Below are 17,492 nucleotides of genomic sequence, written 5' to 3' on the forward strand. Positions count from 1 at the left end.
AACTCATTTCTGCGCGACGAGCCGGTCGATCATGGGCTGGGTGATGAGGCAGATGCCGTTGTCGGTGCGCCGAAAGCGCTTGCCGTCGAGCACCGGATCCTCGCCGACCACGAGACCTTCGGGGATCTCGACGCCACGGTCGATGACGACGCGCTTGAGCCGGGCGCCGCGGCCGACATTGACATAGGGCAGTACCACGGCGTGTTCCATGCGCGAATAGGAATTGACCCTGACGCCGGTGAAGAGCAGCGAGTTCTTGACGCCGGCGCCCGAGATGATGCAGCCGCCGGCGACCAGCGAGCTCACCGCCTTGCCGCGGCGCCCGTCCTCGTCATGGACGAACTTGGCCGGCGGCACCAGTTCCGAATAGGTCCAGATCGGCCAGTTGTGATCAAAGAGATCGAGCGCCGGCACGGTGTCGGTGAGATCGATATTCGCCTCCCAATAGGCATCGACGGTGCCGACGTCGCGCCAATAGGACTGGCTTTCATTCTCCGAGCGCACGCAGGAGCGCGGGAAACGATGCGCATAGGCTTTGCCATGCTCGACGAGATAGGGAACGATGTCCTTGCCGAAGTCGCGCGCCGATCCCTTTTCCGCCGCGTCGCGCCGCAATTGCTCGAACAGGAACTTGGTCTGGAACACATAGATGCCCATCGAGGCCAGCGCCATGTCGGGCTTGTCCGGCATGCCGGGCGGATCCTTCGGCTTCTCGATGAAGCTGATGATGCGGTCCTTGTCGTCGATATGCATGACGCCGAAGCCCACCGCTTCCATGCGCGGCACTTCCAGGCATCCGACCGTCACGTCCGCACCCATATCGACATGCTGCTGCAGCATCAGCTCATAGTCCATCTTGTAGACGTGATCGCCCGCCAGGATGATCATATATTCGGGAGCATAGCTCTCGATGATATCGATGTTCTGATAGACGGCGTCCGCCGTGCCGGCATACCACTGGTCCTCGGAGACGCGCTGGCTGGCGGGCAGGATGTCGAAGCTCTCGTTGCGTTCGGGCCTGAGGAAGTTCCAGCCGCGCTGCAGATGGCGGATCAGGCTGTGCGCCTTGTATTGGGTGGCGACGCCGATGCGGCGGATGCCGGAATTGATCGCATTGGCGAGGGCGAAATCGATGATGCGCGTCTTGCCGCCGAAATAGACGGCGGGCTTCGCCCTCTTGTCGGTCAGCTCCATCAGCCGTGAGCCGCGCCCGCCGGCGAGCACATAGGCCATGGCATCGCGCGCCAGAGGTGCGTATCTGCGTCTTTCTGCCATGCTTTCCCTCCCCCTATCCCTCGTGCTCGAGGATCAGCGTCGCCAGAGGCGGCAAGGTTACGCGCGCGCTGGCAGGCTGTCCGTGCGATCCTTGTTCTTGTCCCATGATGACACCAAAATTGCCTTGCCCGCTACCGCCATAATTTGTCGCGTCGGTATTGATCCGTTCACGCCAGTGCCCGGCAAGGGGCAGCGGCAGCACATAGTCATGCCGCGGCACCGGTGTAAAATTGGAAACGGCCACCACGGGCCTATGGTTCCCGCCCGACTTGCGCATCCAGGCGAAGACGGAATTGTCCCGGTCATCGGCGATCAGCCATTCGAAGCCGTCGCCCTCGCAATCGCGCGCGTGAAGCTGCGGCAGCGCTCGGTAGAGCGCATTGAGATCGCGTACCAGGCTGCGCACGCCGCCATGCGAGGGATATTGCAACAGCTCCCAGTCGAGGCCGCGGGCCTCGCTCCATTCGTCGCGCTGGGCGAACTCCTGCCCCATGAACAAGAGCTTCTTGCCAGGATAGGCCCACATGAAGGCGTAATAGGCCCGCAAGTTCGCGAATTTCTGCCAGTCGTCGCCCGCCATCTTGGTGAGGAGCGAGCCTTTGCCATGCACCACCTCGTCATGCGACAGCGGCAGCACGAAATTCTCCGAGAAGGCATAGAGCAGCCCGAAGGTCAGGTCGTTGTGGTGATGCTTGCGGTGGATGGGCTCGTGCGACATGTAGCGCAGCGTGTCGTGCATGAAACCCATGTTCCATTTGAAGCCGAAGCCTAGGCCGCCCACATGGGTGGGCTGCGAGACGCCGGGCCAGGCGGTCGACTCTTCGGCGACCGTGACGATGCCGGGATGGGTGCCATAGGCCGTTGCATTCATGCGCTTGAGGAAGGCGATGGCTTCCTGGTTTTCGCGCCCGCCCTCCGGATTCGGGATCCATTCGCCTTCCTTGCGGGAATAATCGAGATAGAGCATCGAGGCGACGGCATCGACGCGCAAGCCGTCGGCATGGAAACGCTCCATCCAATAGAGTGCATTGTTGATGAGGAAGGTCGAAACTTCGGTGCGCCCGAAATTATAGATGGCGGTGTTCCAATCGGGATGGAAGCCGCGGCGTGGATCCTGATGCTCGTAGAGAGCCGTGCCGTCGAAATGCGCAAGCCCATGCTCATCGGTCGGGAAATGCGCCGGCACCCAGTCGAGGATGACACCGAGGCCAAGCGCATGGGCCCGGTCCATGAAATAGGCGAAATCTCGGGGGCTGCCGAAGCGGGCGGTCGGCGCGTAAAGCCCGGTCGGCTGATAGCCCCAGGACGGATCGAAGGGATGCTCGCTCACCGGCAGGAGCTCGATATGGGTGAAGCCCATATCGGCGGCATAGGGCAAGAGATCGTCCGCGAGCTCGCGATAGCTGAAGAAGCGCCCGTCGCCATGGCGCTTCCATGAGCCGAGATGCACTTCATAAATGGTCATCGGGCTGCGGCGATGGTCCTTTTGGGCTCTTGCTTTCAGATAATCCGCATCGCTCCAGGTGAAAGCTTCGGGTGCTGCGATGACGGAGGCGGTCTTGGGCCGCATCTCCGACTGGAAGGCGAGCGGATCGGCCTTGAGCGGCAGAAGTCTGTCCTGGGCGCCGATGATCTCGAATTTGTAGACCGTCTTCGGCTCGAGCTCGGGGATGAAGATTTCCCACAAGCCCGCGCCCTTGCGATGGCGCATCACATGCCGCCGTCCGTCCCAGCGGTTGAAATCGCCGACCACCGAGACGCGCTTGGCATTGGGCGCCCAGACCGCGAAGAGCACGCCGGCGATGCCCTCATGCGTGATCGCGTGGGCGCCGAGCTTGTCGTAAAGCCTCAGATGCGTGCCCTGGGCGACATAATAATCGTCCATGGGGCCGAGGATGGGACCGAAGGAGTAAGGATCGACGACCGTCCACTGTCCGGTCGCGTTCTTGGCATCGTAGAAAACCGGGGACTGGTTTTTGAGCGCGACCTTGCCTTCGAAATAGCCCGGTCCCTGCCCGGCTTCGAGCTCGCCCAGCGCCGTGCCGTCGAGGGTGAAGGCGGCCACCGTCTCGGCATCCGGAATGACGGCGCGGGCGACATAGTGGGATCCCGCTTTGTGCACACCGAGCTTCGCGAACGGATCGCCATGGGTCCCCGAAACAAGTGCGGCGATCTCCGCCGCCTCGAGTTGCCATCGCGCTTCCGTCATTCGACCTCACATGGATGGCACGGTCCAGATTTCCCGCGCATAGTCACGGATCGTCCGGTCGGCTGAGAACCACGCCATATTGGCGGTGTTGCGGATGGCCTTGTCATGCCAGCGCGGCGGCGTGCTCCACAAGGCATCGATCTCGCGCTGCGCCTTGGCGTAGGCGGCGAAATCGGCGGCCACCATGAACCAGTCGCTCGAGGTCAGGAGATCGATCAATCCCTTGTAGCGATCGGGCTCGCCCGGCGAAAACACACCTGATCCCATCATATCGAGTACATCCCGCAATTCCGGCGTCGCCTCGATGACGGCGCGCGGATCGTATCCGGACGCCCGGCGGGCCGCAACTTCCTCGGCGGTCATGCCGAAGATCACGATATTGTCGGCGCCGACCCGGTCGCGGATCTCCACATTGGCACCATCGAGCGTGCCGATGGTGAGTGCCCCATTCAACGCGAATTTCATGTTGCCGGTTCCCGACGCTTCCATGCCGGCGGTCGAGATCTGCTCGGAAAGGTCGGCCGCCGGGATGATGAGCTCGGCCAGGCTCACATTGTAATTGGGGACGAAGACGATCTTGATGAGACCGCGCACGGAAGGGTCGGAATTGACCACGCGCGCGACGTCATTGATGAGCCTTATGATCAGCTTCGCCTGCCAATAGCTCGCCGCCGACTTGCCGCCGAAGATCTTGACCCTGGGTACCCATCCCTTCTCCGGATGCGAGCGGATCTGGTTATAGACCGAGATCGCCTCCAGGATATTGAGAAGCTGGCGCTTATATTCGTGGATGCGCTTCACCTGCACGTCGAACATGGCGGCGGGATCGACCCTGACGCCCATGCGCTGGATCTCTCGCGCCAGCCTCTCCTTGTTGGCGCGCTTGATCCCGGCAAAGCGTTCCTGGAAGGCGCTGTCGCCGGCGAATTTGTTGAGATCGGCGAGCAGCTCGAGGTCATCGAGCACGTCGATGCCGATGGTGTCGCAGATGAGGCGCGTGAGGCCTTCATTGGCCTGGAACAGCCAGCGCCTTGGCGTGATGCCGTTGGTCTTGTTGGTGATGCGGCCGGGAAAGGCCTCGTTCAGGTCCTTGAAGACGGTGGTCTTCATGAGCTCCGTATGCAGGCCCGACACGCCATTGACCTTGTGGGAGCCCGCGAAAGCGAGCTGCCCCATGCGCACCCGCCGCCCATTATGCTCATCGATGAGCGAGATCGCCGATAGCACGGCATCGCTGGCCGATCGTCCACGCGCCTCCTGCAGGAGCTTGGCGTTGATCGCATAGATGATCTGCATGTGCCGCGGCAGCAGTCGCTCGAAGAGATGGAGCGGCCACGTCTCGAGCGCCTCCGGCAGGAGCGTATGGTTGGTGTAGGAAATGCAAGCGCGGGTCAGCTCCCAGGCATGGTCCCAGTCGAGATCGTGCCGGTCGACCAGGATGCGCATGAGCTCGGCCACAGCGACCGCCGGATGCGTGTCGTTGAGCTGGATCGCCACCTTGTCGGGCAGGCTTGCGAGCGAACCGAACTGCTTGATGTGGCGCCGGATGAGATCCCTGAGCGAGGCCGAGACGAAGAAATATTCCTGCCTGAGGCGCAGTTCCTGTCCGGCGAGCGTGCTGTCGGAGGGATAGAGCACTTGCGTGATGGTTTCGGCGCGCGCCTGCTCGGTAAGCGCCCCCAGATGATCGCCGCGATTGAAGGCATCGAGCCGGATCGGGTCGAGCGCCTGGGCGCCCCACAGCCGCAGCGTATTCACCCTCTTGCCGCGCCAGCCGGCGATCGGTGTGTCGAAGGCGACCGCCTGCACCGTCTCGCTCGGGATCCAGGTGTGCTTGAGCGAATTGTCCTCCATCTCCACCGTCTCGACGGTGCCGCCGAAGCCGATCTCATAGGCCGCTTCCTGGCGCTCGAACTCCCAGGGATTGCCATGGGCGAGCCAGTCTTCCGGCACTTCGATCTGCTGGCCGTCCTTGATCTTCTGCTTGAACAGGCCATGCTGGTAGCGGATGCCATAGCCATAGGCCGGGATGTCGACGCTCGCCATGCTCTCCATGAAGCAGGCGGCGAGCCTGCCGAGGCCGCCATTGCCGAGCGCCGCATCGGCTTCGAGCGCCTCGATCAGATCGAGCTCGACATTGAGGCTCTTCAGCGCCTGGGTGACGGGCTCGACGAGACCCAGATTGCTCATCGCATCGCGCAACAGGCGGCCGATGAGGAATTCGAGCGACAGATAATAGACGCGCTTGGCGTTCTTGGCATAGGCATCGCGCGTCGAATTCATCCAGTGGTCGATGATGCGGTCGCGCACCGCATGGATGGTGGCGGCGAGCCAGTCATGGTTGCGCGCGACGAGCGGGTCCTTGCCCACCGTATAAGCGAGCTTCTCCAGGATTTCGGCCCGAAGCGTTGCGGCATCGGTGCGCCTGGGCGCCGGCTTCGGCGCTTCGGGGTGGATTTGCGTGACAGTTTGAACCATGGGCCCTCGGCAAGTTTATGCTCCCGTATTATAGGGTGAACAGCAAGACTATTTGACGGGGTTAAGATGCCGCGCTTCGCTGCAAATTTGAGCATGATGTTCCCGGAAATCCCCTTTCTGGAGCGCTTCGCGGCGGCCCGCAAAGCCGGCTTTACGGGCGTGGAATTCCTCTTTCCCTACACTTTCGCCAAGGCCGACATCCTTGCCCGGCGGAAGGAGGCAGGACTTGCCCAAATTTTGTTCAATACCCCGCCGGGGAATTGGGAGGCCGGCGAGCGTGGCTTCGCCGCCCTTCCCCGCAAACAGGACGCCTTCCGGCGCACGTTCGAACAGGCGCTGGATTATGCCGTCGCTCTCGAAAATCCGCGCATTCACGTAATGGCAGGAATCCCCGCGGCCGACGATGACCTCGAGGCCTGCGCCGCCTGCTTTGTCGAGAATCTGAGCTGGGCCGCGAGCCTCGCCGGACCTCAGATCATCACCCTCCTCATCGAGCCCCTCAATCCGGTCGACATGCCAGGCTACTTCCTGAAATCGGCCGACCAGGCGGCCGAGATCCTGAAGCGCGTCGGCGCCCCGAATGTGAAACTGCAATATGACCTCTATCATCAGCAGATGAGCCGCGGCGCCGTCGCAGAGACCTTGCGCAGGCATTTGGGGATCATCGGCCATATCCAGGTCGCGGGCGTCCCCGGCCGCAACGAGCCCGATGCCGGACAGGAGCTCAATGTGTCCTATCTCTTCAAGCTCATCGACGAGCTTGGCTATGACGGCTGGATCGGTTGCGAGTATCGCCCGCGCAATGGGACCGACGCGGGCCTAACCTGGCTGCGACCCTACGGCATCGGTCAGCTGGATAGATGACGGGCGATAACCGGCGCGTTGCTATTGTCGGCGCCGGCCCCGCGGGCCTCGTCGGCGCGCGCTTCCTCAAGTCCCGAGGATTCGAACCGGTCCTGTTCGACCGGGGCCGGCGGGTCGGCGGTCAATGGGATCACACCGCGCCGATGAGTGGCGTCTGGCCGGACATGCGGGCCAATACGAGCCTGATCCTGACCCGCTTCAGCGATCTCGACTACGCTCGGGGCACCGCCGCATTTCCGCATAATGAACAGGTCCGCGCCTATCTCGAAGCCTATGCGGCGCGGTTCGACCTCTTGCCCGCGATCCGGCTCGCCACGATCGTCGATGAGATTGCTCGCGCGCCGGATGGCGGATACAGGCTCACGGCGACTGACGCCAACGGAGCTGAGATCGTAGAGACCTTCCCTCGCGTCGTGATCGCATCGGGCCGCTACAACCTTCCGGCGACGCCGGATATCGAGGGACTCTCCTCCTTTGCGGGTCGGGCCGGCCTGCGTCACGCCTTCGACTATGACGGACCGGATGAATTTCAGGGCGCCAGGGTGCTCGTCGCCGGCGGCAGCAACAGCGCCCTCGAGATCGCCTGCGACCTGGCGCGTCTCGGCGCAGCCAGCGTCACGATTGCGATGCGACGGCAGCGCTATGTCGTCCCGAAGCTCATCGCCGGCGTGCCTGTCGACAATATCGGCCTGACGCGCTTTGCGGCACTCGCCGCCGAGACCTTCCCGCCCGAGGTCACCGCGGCGGCGCTCAAGGCCTTCATCCTCGAAGCCTCGGGCAATCCCGCCATCTACGGCGCCCCGCCCCCGGCAGAGAACCTGCTTGAGGCAAGGGTCGCTCTGAATCAGGACTACGTGCCCCTCCTCGCCGAGGGCCGGCTCACGACGCGACCGTGGATCACGCGCATGGAAGGCCGGACCGTGTGGTTCGAGGACGGCACGTCGGCGGCGTTCGACGCGGTCGTCATGTGCACCGGCTACAAGCTGTCGCTGCCCTTTCTGTCCCGGGAGATCAGGGAAATCCTCGCCACCGACGATACCCATATCGACCTCGCGGATTCCACCTTCCATCCTGATCTCGACGGTTTGGCCTTTCTCGGCCTCTATCCGCTCATCGGTCCCTACTTTCCCGTCCTTGAGCTCCAGGCGCGCTATCTCGCCTATGCCTGGAACGGGGCGATACCTCGCCCGGCACGCGCGCAGCTCATGGCGGAAGTCGCGGCCTATCGAAAGAGGCGCGGAGGACCGCAGGGGCGAATGATGCATGCCATGGCGATCCGTTTCGCACGGCTCGCGGGCGTCGAGCCTCAACCGGCGGAGACGCCTCAAATCGCCCGCGCCCTGATGTTCGGACCATTGACGGCTAACTCGTTCCGTCTCGTCGGGCCCGACGCGCTTGACGGCGCAGCCGGCATCATCGCCGGTGACGCTGCCCGATATGGCGCTGTGTCTGAGCCGGACTTCACGGATTCAGAGCGCGACCGCCTCGCTGGGCTGGCTGGCACGCGAAACGATTCCGGGCTGGCACGCCTCGCTCAAAAAGCGGGAGTCCCGAAAGGACTCCCGAAGTAACGCACGAGACTAACCCCGGCGCAGCTCAAGGCTCCGGCGCGACCACGATATAATCGCCATCGTCATCATAATCGTCATAATCACGGTCACGGACGACATAGTCATCCTCATAAACGTGATAGGTGCGACGGACACGAGGATAGGCATAGGCATCATACCATCCATAGTCCTCGTAATAGCGATAACGCGGACTGACCTGATACGTGTAGAACGGAACGCCGAAATGGACCTCGACATCCGTGTCGGCCGCTGCCGGCATTGTTCCGATCAGGCCGATCGGAAGAGCGATGGAACATGCAAATAATGCTTTCCTGAACATATTCACCTCCGTGATGAATCTGTGATGGGAAAACGATGCGTATCTGCCGCTGTTCCTACACGATAGATTACCGTTTGTTACGGGATGCGGCGATCGCGTCACGCTTCTGCCGCTATTTGCCCGTCAGCAGGTCGAGATCGACGGCATCGGCCATCGCCTTGTATCCGGCATCATTGGGATGGAGATGGTCGCCGCAATCATAGTCCGCCCGGATATGGCCGGGCTTGGCCGGATCCTCGGTCGCCTTATCGAAATCGATGACGCCGTCGAAGGCCCCGCTCGAGCGGATCCACGCATTGACCGCCTGCCTGACCTTCTCTTTCTCCGGCGTGTAGTAGCCTTCCATGGGCGTGCCCTTGAACGTGTCGGTGAAGGGTGTCAGCGTCGCACCCACCACGCGGATTCCCTGCGCCTGGGCGCGGTCGATGATCTGCTTGTAGCCGAGGATGATCTCGTCCTGCGCGCGCTGTTTTTCCTCCGGTGTGACACTTTTCTCGCCCGGCCAGCCGATATCGTTGATCCCTTCCATAATCACCAGCGTGGCGACGCGCGGATGGCTCAGCACATCGGCGTTGAGACGGGAGAGCGCATTGATGCCCATGCCGTCGCTCAAGATCCTGTTGCCCGAGATCGCTTCATTGACGACTGCGATATTGGCATGGCCCGCGGCCTGCAGCCGCTCGGCGATATGGTCCGGCCAGCGATTGTTCTGATCCGGCGTCGAGCAGTTGCCGTCGGTGATCGAGTCGCCGAAGAACACGATGGCCTTGGCATCGCTTGGCGCATCGACCAGTATCCGTGTGAGGAACAGGCGCGACTTGAGCGTGCTCTCGGGCTTGAAGCCGGGGTCCTTGGTGAAATCGCCCGGGCCCGAGATATAGGCCGTCTGCACGCCGTCCCAATGAACCGTGGACAGCGCCGTCTTCTTCGGGAGATAGATGCTGACCGACAGGCTCGCCAGCGCATTGACCGGAAGCTCGACCGGATCGCTGACGATCGGCGCCTTGGGCGGCACGCTGACGGAGCTCTGCCCGTTCCAGGTAAGCGCCTTTGCGCTGCCTTTCTCGACCGCCCCGTCTTCCGCTGCAATGGCGATCGTCGCTGCACCGATGGTGAGCGGCCTCGCGCCATATTCATTGGAGAGCACGACCCGGATGCGGTTGCCGCCAATACTGACCCGCGCCGTCTGGCGGATTGTCTGATTGTCCACGGCTTCCGCGATGCCCATGGGCGCCGGCAGCTCGTCATTCCAGCGCGCTTGCGGACTTGCCGCCCAGCTGGTGATCCAGCTTCCGGCATCCGCAGCACGGCTCGGACCGGCGGATATATTCACAACTATGATGGCGAAAAGGGCGGAAGCAGCGGCACGCAGGCTGAAGAGCTGAGACATCGTGACACCCGGTTGGCACAGAGGTTCAGTGCTCTAACAGACTATTGACCATGCGCTTCAGGCACAATTCAACTTGCGTAGCACCGCTCTTCCCTTTGGTCACACCAAGGAGTGTCACTGACGAGAGATCCATGAGGGAGCTTGTGTGAGCTCCCTCATGTTTGTCGCTAGGTCATCCGCGCGTGATGCGCCCACTTTCTCGGTCGACGCGCAAATGGACCCTGTGGCCATTGCGGTCGGCGCGGAACGAATAGGTCTCGCCGTTGCAATCGCGGGCCTTGACGTCTTGATAACCCTCCTCGCGCACGATCTTGCGCGCGGTGACGCAGTCCAGCGGACCATGATGGACGACGCCGGCCTTGTCGATGGGAATGGCATGTTTTGGAACATAGTCCTGCTCCGTCGCCGGCATCGCCGCCGACGCGGACAGGATCGGCAGGCCGAAGGGCAGCGCCACTGCGCTTGCCAGGATCACTTGACGCAACATGGCACACCTCCATGATGTTGTTGCGTATCCACAACCATGGATCGGGCCAATTGTTCTCGTTACGGCAGATTAAACTTTGTTCATCGCCCCGGCGCCTTGCCCAAAGTCATGTCATGTACTTTCGGCAATTCTTTCGGCGGGTGCGCTGATCATCCCCCCACTTGCGCCTTGATCAGCGCATTGACCTTGCCTGCCTGCTCCATTTGCGGCATGTGGCCGGCACCCTCGATCACCTCGACCTTGGCGCCCGTCACGCCCTTCGCGTGCGCCAGGGGAATGATCTTGTCCTCGGCGCCGGCGATGACCAGCACCGGCACGCCGGCCGATTTGAGCGCATTGCTCAAATTCGTCGCCTGCTTGCCGTTGGTGAAGATTCCCTCGCGCAAGGCGGTGAGCGCATCGCCGACGCCGTCGAGTCGCTTGTATTTCAAGAGATCGTCGACCATCTGCCGGCTCACCAGCGATCCGTCGGCGAACAGGTTCTCGAGTGCCGGCTTCAAGTCGCGCCGCGACGTCGAGGAGATAAAGCCGTCGATATAGTCCATATTGATGTCGGGTCCGAGGCCGGCGGAATTGATCAAGGTGAGCGACTTCACCCTGCCCTTGGCCTCGCGTGCGACCTCGATCGCGACGCCACCGCCCAGCGAATGGCCGACCAGATGCGCCTTGTCGATCTTGACCGTGTCCATGAAGGCGAGGACCGCTTTGGCGAGGCCGGCGACCGTCGGCTCCGGGACCGATTTCGTCGACTGCCCATGGCCCGGAAGATCGAGCGCATAGACCGTCGCATTTTCGCTGAGCGCCTCGGCGTTGAACAGCCAGTTGTCGAGATCGCCGCCAAAGCCATGGATGAGCAGCACGGCATTGTCCGCCGTGCCGCGCTTGGTGTAGCGCAGGCGCCCCACCGCGGTGTCGGCGAACTCATAGCGCGGGCCCGCCTCCTCCTCGCCCTCTTCCGCCGCGGGCACGACATAGGAGCTGACAAAGACATCGATATCGGCATCCGGCACATCGGGGTCGGCAACGACACCGATCAAAGTCTTGATCGGATAGACCGTATCCTCCTGTCCGATGCGCCGGCGCAGGATGCCGGCATCGCTGGCTTCCACCGTGCCGGCGATCTTGTCGGTTTCCACCTCCAGAATCTGATCGCCGATTGTGACCTTGTCGCCGTCCTTCATCAGCCATGACGTCAGTTTGCCCTCGGACATCGAGAGGCCCCACTTCGGCATGACGATGGGAATGATCCTGTTGTCCGACATCATCCCTCCTCAATTGGCCATGGTCTTGCGCACGGCGGCGGCGATCTTGTCGGCGCTCGGCAGATAGAGATCCTCGAGTGCGGACGAGAACGGCACCGGCGTGTGCGGCGCGGTCACCATCTGGATGCCCGCCTTCAGCGCCTTGAACGCGTCCTGCGAGACTTTCGCCGCAACATCGCTTGCGATCGAGCAGCGCGGATGCGCCTCATCGACACAGACGAGCCGCCCGGTGTTCTCGACGCTTTCCAGCACCGTGTCCCAATCGATCGGCGACAGCGTTCTGAGATCGATCACCTCGCAGTCGACCTTGTCCTTGGCGAGCGCTGCCGCGGCATCCATGGCGCGATGCACCATCATGCCATAGGTCACAATGGTCACATTCTTGCCTTCGCGCACCACATTCGCCTCCCCGAACGGGATCGCATAGGATTCCTGCGGCACGTCCGTTTCCAGGCCATAGAGGTTCTTGTGCTCGCAGAAGATCACCGGATCATTGTCGCGGATCGACTGGATGAGCAGCCCCTTGGCGTCATAGGCATTGGAGGGGCAGACGACCTTGAGCCCCGGAATATGGGTGAAGAGCGGGGTCAGGATCTGCGAATGCTGGGCCGCCGCCCGGAACCCGCCGCCGATCATGGTGCGGATGACCACCGGCGTCTGCGCCTTGCCGCCGAACATGTAGCGGAATTTCGCCGCCTGGTTGAAGATCTCGTCGAAGCACACCCCCATGAAGTCGATGAACATGAGCTCGGCTACCGGGCGCATGCCGCAGGCCGCCGCCCCCACCGCGGCGCCGATATAGGCCGACTCCGAGAGCGGCGTGTCGAGCAGCCGCTCGCCATATTTCGAATAGAGGCCCTTGGTGACGCCGAGCACCCCGCCCCAGGCGTCCTTCTCGCCCTCGCCCCCCATGCCCCCCACGATGTCCTCGCCCATGACGATCACCGAAGGATCGCGTGCCATCTCCTGGTCGAGCGCCTCGTTCAAGGCCTGCCGCATGCTGATCTTGCGTGCCATGTTCTGTCCCCTCTCAATAAGTCACATAGACGTCGGTCAACAGGTCCTTGGCGGTCGGCAGCGGTGCCGCCTTCGCCGCCGCCACCGCGGCATCGATCTCGGCCAGCACTTCCTTGTCGATGGCCTCGAGCTCCGCCTTCTTGACCACGCCCGCATCCAGGATCTTCGCGCTGTAGAGTTTGATGCAATCGCGATGCGCCCGGATCTGCTCGACCTCGCCCTTGCCGCGATAGGTTTGCTGGTCGCCTTCGAAATGGCCGAAGAAGCGGATCATCTTGCATTCGAGCAAGGCCGGGCCGCCGCCTTCGCGCGCCCGCTTGATGATCTCGCCCGCCGCCTCATAGACGGCGAAGAAGTCGGTGCCGTCGACGGTGACGCCCGGCAGGCCGAAGCCCGCCGCGCGGTCGACATAGGAATCGACCGCCACCGCATAGTCGCGCGAGGTCGATTCGGCATAGCCGTTGTTCTCGACCACGAAGATCGCCGGCAGGTTCCACACCGCCGCGAGATTGAGGCTTTCCAGGAACATGCCCTGGTTCGAGGCGCCATCGCCCACGAAGCTGATGCCGACCCCGCCGTCGCCGCGATACTTGGCGGCGAGCGCCGCACCGCAGGCGAGCGGCGCTCCCGCACCCAGGATGCCATTGGCCCCCATCATGCCCTTGGAGAGATCGGCGATATGCATCGACCCGCCCTTGCCGCGGCACGATCCCATCGCCTTGCCATAGATCTCGCCCATCATCTCCTTCACATCGACGCCCTTGGCGATGCAATGGCCGTGGCCGCGATGGGTCGAGGCGATACGGTCGCGGTCGTTGAGATGCATCATGATGCCGGTGCCCGAGGCTTCTTCGCCGGCATAGAGATGGACGAAGCCCGGTATGTCGCCCTTGGCGAACTCATTGTGCAGCCGCTCCTCGAATTCGCGGATCGTGCGCATCGTGCGGTAGGCCTCGAGCAGGCCTTGCTTGCCCAGCGGAAACGGATTCTTGCTCATCGTCTATCCTCCCATCGAAACTTTCTTCTCAACGATACCGGCCCGCCGCATCAGCCCGTGGCACGCTGCGTAGTTCATGACGGCGGCGACATTGACGGTGCGGAACGCATTCTCCTCGAGCGCAACGGACACGCGGTCGTGCTCGGAAAAGGAGAGTTCGCGCTCGCCGTCGAGCGCGATGGTGCCGGCCTGGATTTGAGGCCCATAGGCCTTGCCGGGCTTGAGCCTTTGCCATGAGACGATGCCGATCTCCCGCATATAGCCGGGCGCGATCGGCACGCTGAGCTTGAGCTCGGCCTCATCGGGTGGGGCAAGCAGCACATGCAGGCCTTGCGGCTCGCTGCGCTTGACCGGCTCGAGGAGGCCAGCAATCGCCGACATGCCGATGCATTCAGGGTCGGCGAAGGTGACGAACAGCTCGCGGAAGGTCTCGGTGCGCCACAAAGCCCTGGCCCCCACCACGCGCTCGGTGACCAGCGCCACATCGACAAGCGCGATCTCGGCGGCATTGTCATTGATGCGCACGCTGAGCTTCTTGTTGGGCGAGAAGGCGATCGCCGGCGGCACCTTGCCCGTGACCGCAAGGCCTACGGCAAGGCCGGTGATCGTCGGCTCACGATGTTCGGGGAAGGCATTATTGGTGCCGGTCGAGATGCCGGCGATCGGCACATCGCCCGAGCGCGACACGACGGCGCGATGCGTGCCGTCGCCACCCAGCACGACAATGGCATCGATCTTTTTCTGGCGCATGAGATCGGCCGCCCGGATCGTGTCGTCGACCGTGCCGGTGATGGCCATGTCGAGATAGGCGAGGTCGGGGAACTCATGCTCGCCCAGATTGCGCGAGCGCTCGAGCCCCCGGTGCACATGGTGCCGGATTCCGCCGTTTTCCGGCATCATCACCACCTGGCCGACGCCCGCAGCCTTGAGGCAGGCCAGCACTCTCAGCACGATATTGGCCCGGTCGGTGATCTGCAGGGCGGTCGCATTGGCGATGACGCGGCGGATGTCGCGCGCCGAGACGGGATTGGCAATGATGCCCACGGTCGGAGCCAAACGGGTTCCTCCTCCAGCGTTCCCTGCATGTTTTACTTGGTCTCGCGCCGTAGTAGCGACAGTGGATAACGCTCTTGCGTCACGATGACTCGCAAGGTTTGTTTCGACAAGGGGGAAGCCTAATTACCGCCGCGTCATGGGACCATCGTCGTAAGTCATGGCAAAGTCATAAGAAATTTATCCTCCCGTGATATGGGTGCCCCTTGCCGTCAGCCGCCCCGCCCCTTGCCGTCAGCCGCCCCTCTGACCGCTAGACCGGCTTCTTCAATTATTTCCGGGGCTTCCCCTTGACGGTCCGGACGGCCTGCCCTATCTCAACCGCCAACTGCTGGCACTCCTGATAAATGAGTGCTAACAGGCGCCGGAAGGGGGTTGGGAGGCCTCGCTCTCCCCGCACCATGCTCCGGCATCCCCATAATCGAACAATGCGACCAACGAAGGAGACATCGCATGAAGTTCCGTCCTCTGCACGACCGCGTGGTCGTGCGCCGGGTTGAGGAAGACACCAAGACGAAGGGTGGCATTATCATCCCCGAAACCGCCCAGGAAAAGCCCATGCAGGGCGAAATCATCGCTGTCGGCCCTGGCGGGCGCGACGAAGCGGGCAAGCTGATCCCGATCGACGTCAAGGCCGGCGACATCGTGCTCTTCGGCAAGTGGTCGGGCACCGAAGTCAAGATCGACGGCACCGAATATCTGATCATGAAAGAGTCGGACATCATGGGCGTTCTCGAAGGCAAGTCGTCTTCGAAGAAGGCGGCCTGATCAGTTCCGGTCTGTAGCTCAACAATTTAGGTCAAAGGAAGAACAACATGGCAGCGAAAGAAGTCCGCTTCGGTGGCGAAGCCCGCGAGCGCATGCTCCGCGGCGTCGACATTCTCGCCAATGCGGTGAAGGTCACTTTGGGCCCCAAGGGCCGCAATGTCGTCATCGACAAGTCGTTCGGCGCGCCGCGCACCACCAAGGACGGTGTGACGGTCGCCAAGGAAATCGAGCTCGACGACAAGTTCGAGAATATGGGCGCCCAGATGGTGCGCGAAGTCGCCTCCAAGACCAATGACGTCGCGGGCGACGGCACCACCACCGCTTGCGTGCTCGCCCAGGCGATCGTGCGCGAAGGTGCGAAGGCGGTTGCCGCCGGCATGAACCCGATGGATCTGAAGCGTGGCGTCGATCAGGCCGTGCGCACCGCCATCGAGGACATCAAGAAGCGCTCGAAGAAGGTCAAGGGCTCTGAGGAAGTCAGCCAGGTCGGCACCATCTCCGCCAATGGCGAGAAGGACATTGGCGAGATGATCGCCAAGGCCATGCAGAAGGTCGGCAACGAGGGCGTCATCACGGTTGAGGAAGCCAAGTCGCTCGACACCGAGCTCGACGTCGTCGAGGGCATGCAGTTCGACCGCGGCTATCTCTCCCCCTACTTCATCACCAATGCCGATAAGATGATCGCCGAGCTCGAGGACGTCTATATCCTCCTGCACGAGAAGAAGCTGTCGGGCCTTCAGGCCATGCTCCCGGTTCTCGAAGCCGTGGTGCAGACCGGCCGTCCGCTGCTCATCGTCGCTGAGGACGTCGAAGGCGAAGCTCTCGCCACCCTCGTCGTCAACAAGCTCCGTGGCGGCCTCAAGGTCGCGGCCGTCAAGGCCCCGGGCTTCGGCGATCGCCGCAAGGCCATGCTCGAGGACATCGCCGTCCTCACCGGCGGCCAGGTGATCTCGGAAGATCTCGGCATCAAGCTCGAGAACGTCACGGTGGAGATGCTCGGCCGCGCCAAGCGCGTGCGCGTCGAGAAGGAGAACACCACCATCGTCGACGGACATGGCAAGAAGAACGACATCCAGGGCCGTGTCGCCCAGATCAAGCAGCAGATCGAAGAGACGACGTCGGACTACGACCGTGAGAAGCTCCAGGAGCGCCTGGCCAAGCTCGCAGGCGGCGTCGCCGTCATCAAGGTCGGCGGCTCGACGGAAGTCGAAGTGAAGGAGCGCAAGGACCGCGTCGACGACGCGCTCAATGCCACCCGCGCTGCGGTCGAAGAAGGCATCGTGCCGGGCGGCGGCGTCGCTCTGCTGCGCGCCAAGAAGGCTGTCGACGCCCTGAAGTCGGACAATGCCGACATCCAGGCCGGCATCAAGATCGTGTCGAAGGCGCTTGAGTCCCCGATCCGCCAGATCGCCGAGAATTCCGGCGTCGAAGGCTCGATCGTGGTCGGCAAGGTGCTCGAGAAGTCGGGCAATTACGGCTTCGACGCGCAGACCGAGGAATATGGCGATCTCGTCGAGAAGGGCATCATCGACCCGACCAAGGTCGTGCGCACCGCTCTTCAGGATGCAGCCTCGGTCGCGTCCCTCCTGATCACGACCGAAGCCATGGTCGCCGAGAAGCCGAAGGACAAGCCGGCGGCCCCGGCGATGCCGGGCGGCGGCGGCATGGGCGGCATGGACTTCTAATCCAGCCGACCAGGCGAACCAATCAAGAGCCGTCCCGGGAAACCGGGGCGGCTTTTTCTTTGCCATGAGGCTGCCACCAGCGAGCCATGGACTCGGCCGGATTTTCCGGCAAAGTGA

The 17,492-nt window shown here is 62.8% G+C and carries 14 protein-coding genes; 4 read left to right on the plus strand and 10 right to left on the minus strand.

Annotation, left to right across the window (positions count from 1 at the left end; genetic code table 11):
• Window positions 1–3: 3 nt before the first annotated feature.
• From glgC to DS839_RS09275, 3 genes are read right to left on the minus strand one after another with little or no spacing between them, the layout of a single operon-like run.
• Window positions 4–1,275, minus strand: coding sequence for a glucose-1-phosphate adenylyltransferase (gene glgC / locus DS839_RS09265; protein WP_119270036.1), 1,272 nt, complete (start codon window positions 1,273–1,275; stop codon window positions 4–6).
• 13 nt (window positions 1,276–1,288) lie between these two features.
• A complete protein-coding gene (glgB, locus tag DS839_RS09270; protein ID WP_119270037.1) occupies window positions 1,289–3,484 on the minus strand; it encodes a 1,4-alpha-glucan branching protein GlgB in 2,196 nt (731 codons plus the stop codon).
• Between the two features lie 6 nt (window positions 3,485–3,490).
• Window positions 3,491–5,962 carry a glycogen/starch/alpha-glucan phosphorylase gene (locus DS839_RS09275; RefSeq protein WP_119270038.1) on the minus strand — a complete coding sequence of 824 codons (2,472 nt, stop codon included), beginning with the start codon at window positions 5,960–5,962 and terminating at the stop codon, window positions 3,491–3,493.
• Between the two features lie 66 nt (window positions 5,963–6,028).
• Between DS839_RS09275 and otnI the strand changes: the two genes are divergently transcribed.
• Window positions 6,029–6,826: a 2-oxo-tetronate isomerase gene (gene otnI / locus DS839_RS09280; RefSeq protein ID WP_119270039.1), complete on the plus strand. Its 798-nt coding sequence runs from the start codon at window positions 6,029–6,031 to the stop codon at window positions 6,824–6,826.
• Window positions 6,823–8,397: a flavin-containing monooxygenase gene (locus DS839_RS09285; protein ID WP_119270040.1), complete on the plus strand. Its 1,575-nt coding sequence runs from the start codon at window positions 6,823–6,825 to the stop codon at window positions 8,395–8,397. The genes otnI and DS839_RS09285 overlap by 4 nt, the downstream gene beginning before the upstream one ends.
• 25 nt (window positions 8,398–8,422) lie before the next feature.
• Here DS839_RS09285 and DS839_RS09290 read toward each other — a convergent pair whose 3' ends face one another.
• From DS839_RS09290 to DS839_RS09320, 7 genes are all read right to left on the minus strand, one after another.
• Window positions 8,423–8,656 carry a hypothetical protein gene (locus tag DS839_RS09290; protein WP_162918412.1) on the minus strand — a complete coding sequence of 78 codons (234 nt, stop codon included), beginning with the start codon at window positions 8,654–8,656 and terminating at the stop codon, window positions 8,423–8,425.
• Between the two features lie 172 nt (window positions 8,657–8,828).
• Complete coding sequence (locus DS839_RS09295; RefSeq protein ID WP_119270042.1) at window positions 8,829–10,106, minus strand: SGNH/GDSL hydrolase family protein; 1,278 nt, start codon at window positions 10,104–10,106, stop codon at window positions 8,829–8,831.
• Window positions 10,107–10,278: 172 nt separating this feature from the next.
• The gene (locus tag DS839_RS09300) at window positions 10,279–10,593 is read right to left on the minus strand and encodes a PepSY domain-containing protein (protein WP_119270043.1); all 315 of its coding nucleotides are present in this window, start codon (window positions 10,591–10,593) and stop codon (window positions 10,279–10,281) included.
• Window positions 10,594–10,742: 149 nt separating this feature from the next.
• Window positions 10,743–11,855, minus strand: a complete 1,113-nt coding sequence (locus tag DS839_RS09305) for an acetoin dehydrogenase dihydrolipoyllysine-residue acetyltransferase subunit (RefSeq protein ID WP_119270349.1) — start codon at window positions 11,853–11,855, stop codon at window positions 10,743–10,745.
• 9 nt (window positions 11,856–11,864) lie between these two features.
• Window positions 11,865–12,872 (minus strand): alpha-ketoacid dehydrogenase subunit beta, encoded by a 1,008-nt coding sequence (locus DS839_RS09310; RefSeq protein ID WP_119270044.1) that lies wholly within the window; start codon window positions 12,870–12,872, stop codon window positions 11,865–11,867.
• 13 nt (window positions 12,873–12,885) lie between these two features.
• A complete protein-coding gene (locus DS839_RS09315) occupies window positions 12,886–13,869 on the minus strand; it encodes a thiamine pyrophosphate-dependent dehydrogenase E1 component subunit alpha (protein ID WP_119270045.1) in 984 nt (327 codons plus the stop codon).
• Window positions 13,870–13,872: 3 nt separating this feature from the next.
• Window positions 13,873–14,925, minus strand: a complete 1,053-nt coding sequence (locus tag DS839_RS09320; RefSeq protein ID WP_119270046.1) for an ATP-NAD kinase family protein — start codon at window positions 14,923–14,925, stop codon at window positions 13,873–13,875.
• Window positions 14,926–15,375: 450 nt separating this feature from the next.
• Here DS839_RS09320 and DS839_RS09325 point away from each other — a divergent pair, with 450 nt between their 5' ends.
• Window positions 15,376–15,690: a co-chaperone GroES gene (locus DS839_RS09325; RefSeq protein ID WP_119270047.1), complete on the plus strand. Its 315-nt coding sequence runs from the start codon at window positions 15,376–15,378 to the stop codon at window positions 15,688–15,690.
• 47 nt (window positions 15,691–15,737) lie between these two features.
• Window positions 15,738–17,375 (plus strand): chaperonin GroEL, encoded by a 1,638-nt coding sequence (groL, locus tag DS839_RS09330; protein WP_119270048.1) that lies wholly within the window; start codon window positions 15,738–15,740, stop codon window positions 17,373–17,375.
• Window positions 17,376–17,492: the final 117 nt, after the last annotated feature.

It is taken from the genome of Taklimakanibacter deserti (assembly GCA_003574785.1).

Coding starts and splice junctions, on each gene's coding strand:
- glgC (WP_119270036.1), bottom strand. CDS start 1,275: ATGGCAGAAAGACGCAGATACGCACCTCTGGCGCGCGATGCCATGGCC.
- glgB (WP_119270037.1), bottom strand. CDS start 3,484: ATGACGGAAGCGCGATGGCAACTCGAGGCGGCGGAGATCGCCGCACTT.
- DS839_RS09275 (WP_119270038.1), bottom strand. CDS start 5,962: ATGGTTCAAACTGTCACGCAAATCCACCCCGAAGCGCCGAAGCCGGCG.
- otnI (WP_119270039.1), top strand. CDS start 6,029: ATGCCGCGCTTCGCTGCAAATTTGAGCATGATGTTCCCGGAAATCCCC.
- DS839_RS09285 (WP_119270040.1), top strand. CDS start 6,823: ATGACGGGCGATAACCGGCGCGTTGCTATTGTCGGCGCCGGCCCCGCG.
- DS839_RS09290 (WP_162918412.1), bottom strand. CDS start 8,656: ATGCCGGCAGCGGCCGACACGGATGTCGAGGTCCATTTCGGCGTTCCG.
- DS839_RS09295 (WP_119270042.1), bottom strand. CDS start 10,106: ATGTCTCAGCTCTTCAGCCTGCGTGCCGCTGCTTCCGCCCTTTTCGCC.
- DS839_RS09300 (WP_119270043.1), bottom strand. CDS start 10,593: ATGTTGCGTCAAGTGATCCTGGCAAGCGCAGTGGCGCTGCCCTTCGGC.
- DS839_RS09305 (WP_119270349.1), bottom strand. CDS start 11,855: ATGTCGGACAACAGGATCATTCCCATCGTCATGCCGAAGTGGGGCCTC.
- DS839_RS09310 (WP_119270044.1), bottom strand. CDS start 12,872: ATGGCACGCAAGATCAGCATGCGGCAGGCCTTGAACGAGGCGCTCGAC.
- DS839_RS09315 (WP_119270045.1), bottom strand. CDS start 13,869: ATGAGCAAGAATCCGTTTCCGCTGGGCAAGCAAGGCCTGCTCGAGGCC.
- DS839_RS09325 (WP_119270047.1), top strand. CDS start 15,376: ATGAAGTTCCGTCCTCTGCACGACCGCGTGGTCGTGCGCCGGGTTGAG.
- groL (WP_119270048.1), top strand. CDS start 15,738: ATGGCAGCGAAAGAAGTCCGCTTCGGTGGCGAAGCCCGCGAGCGCATG.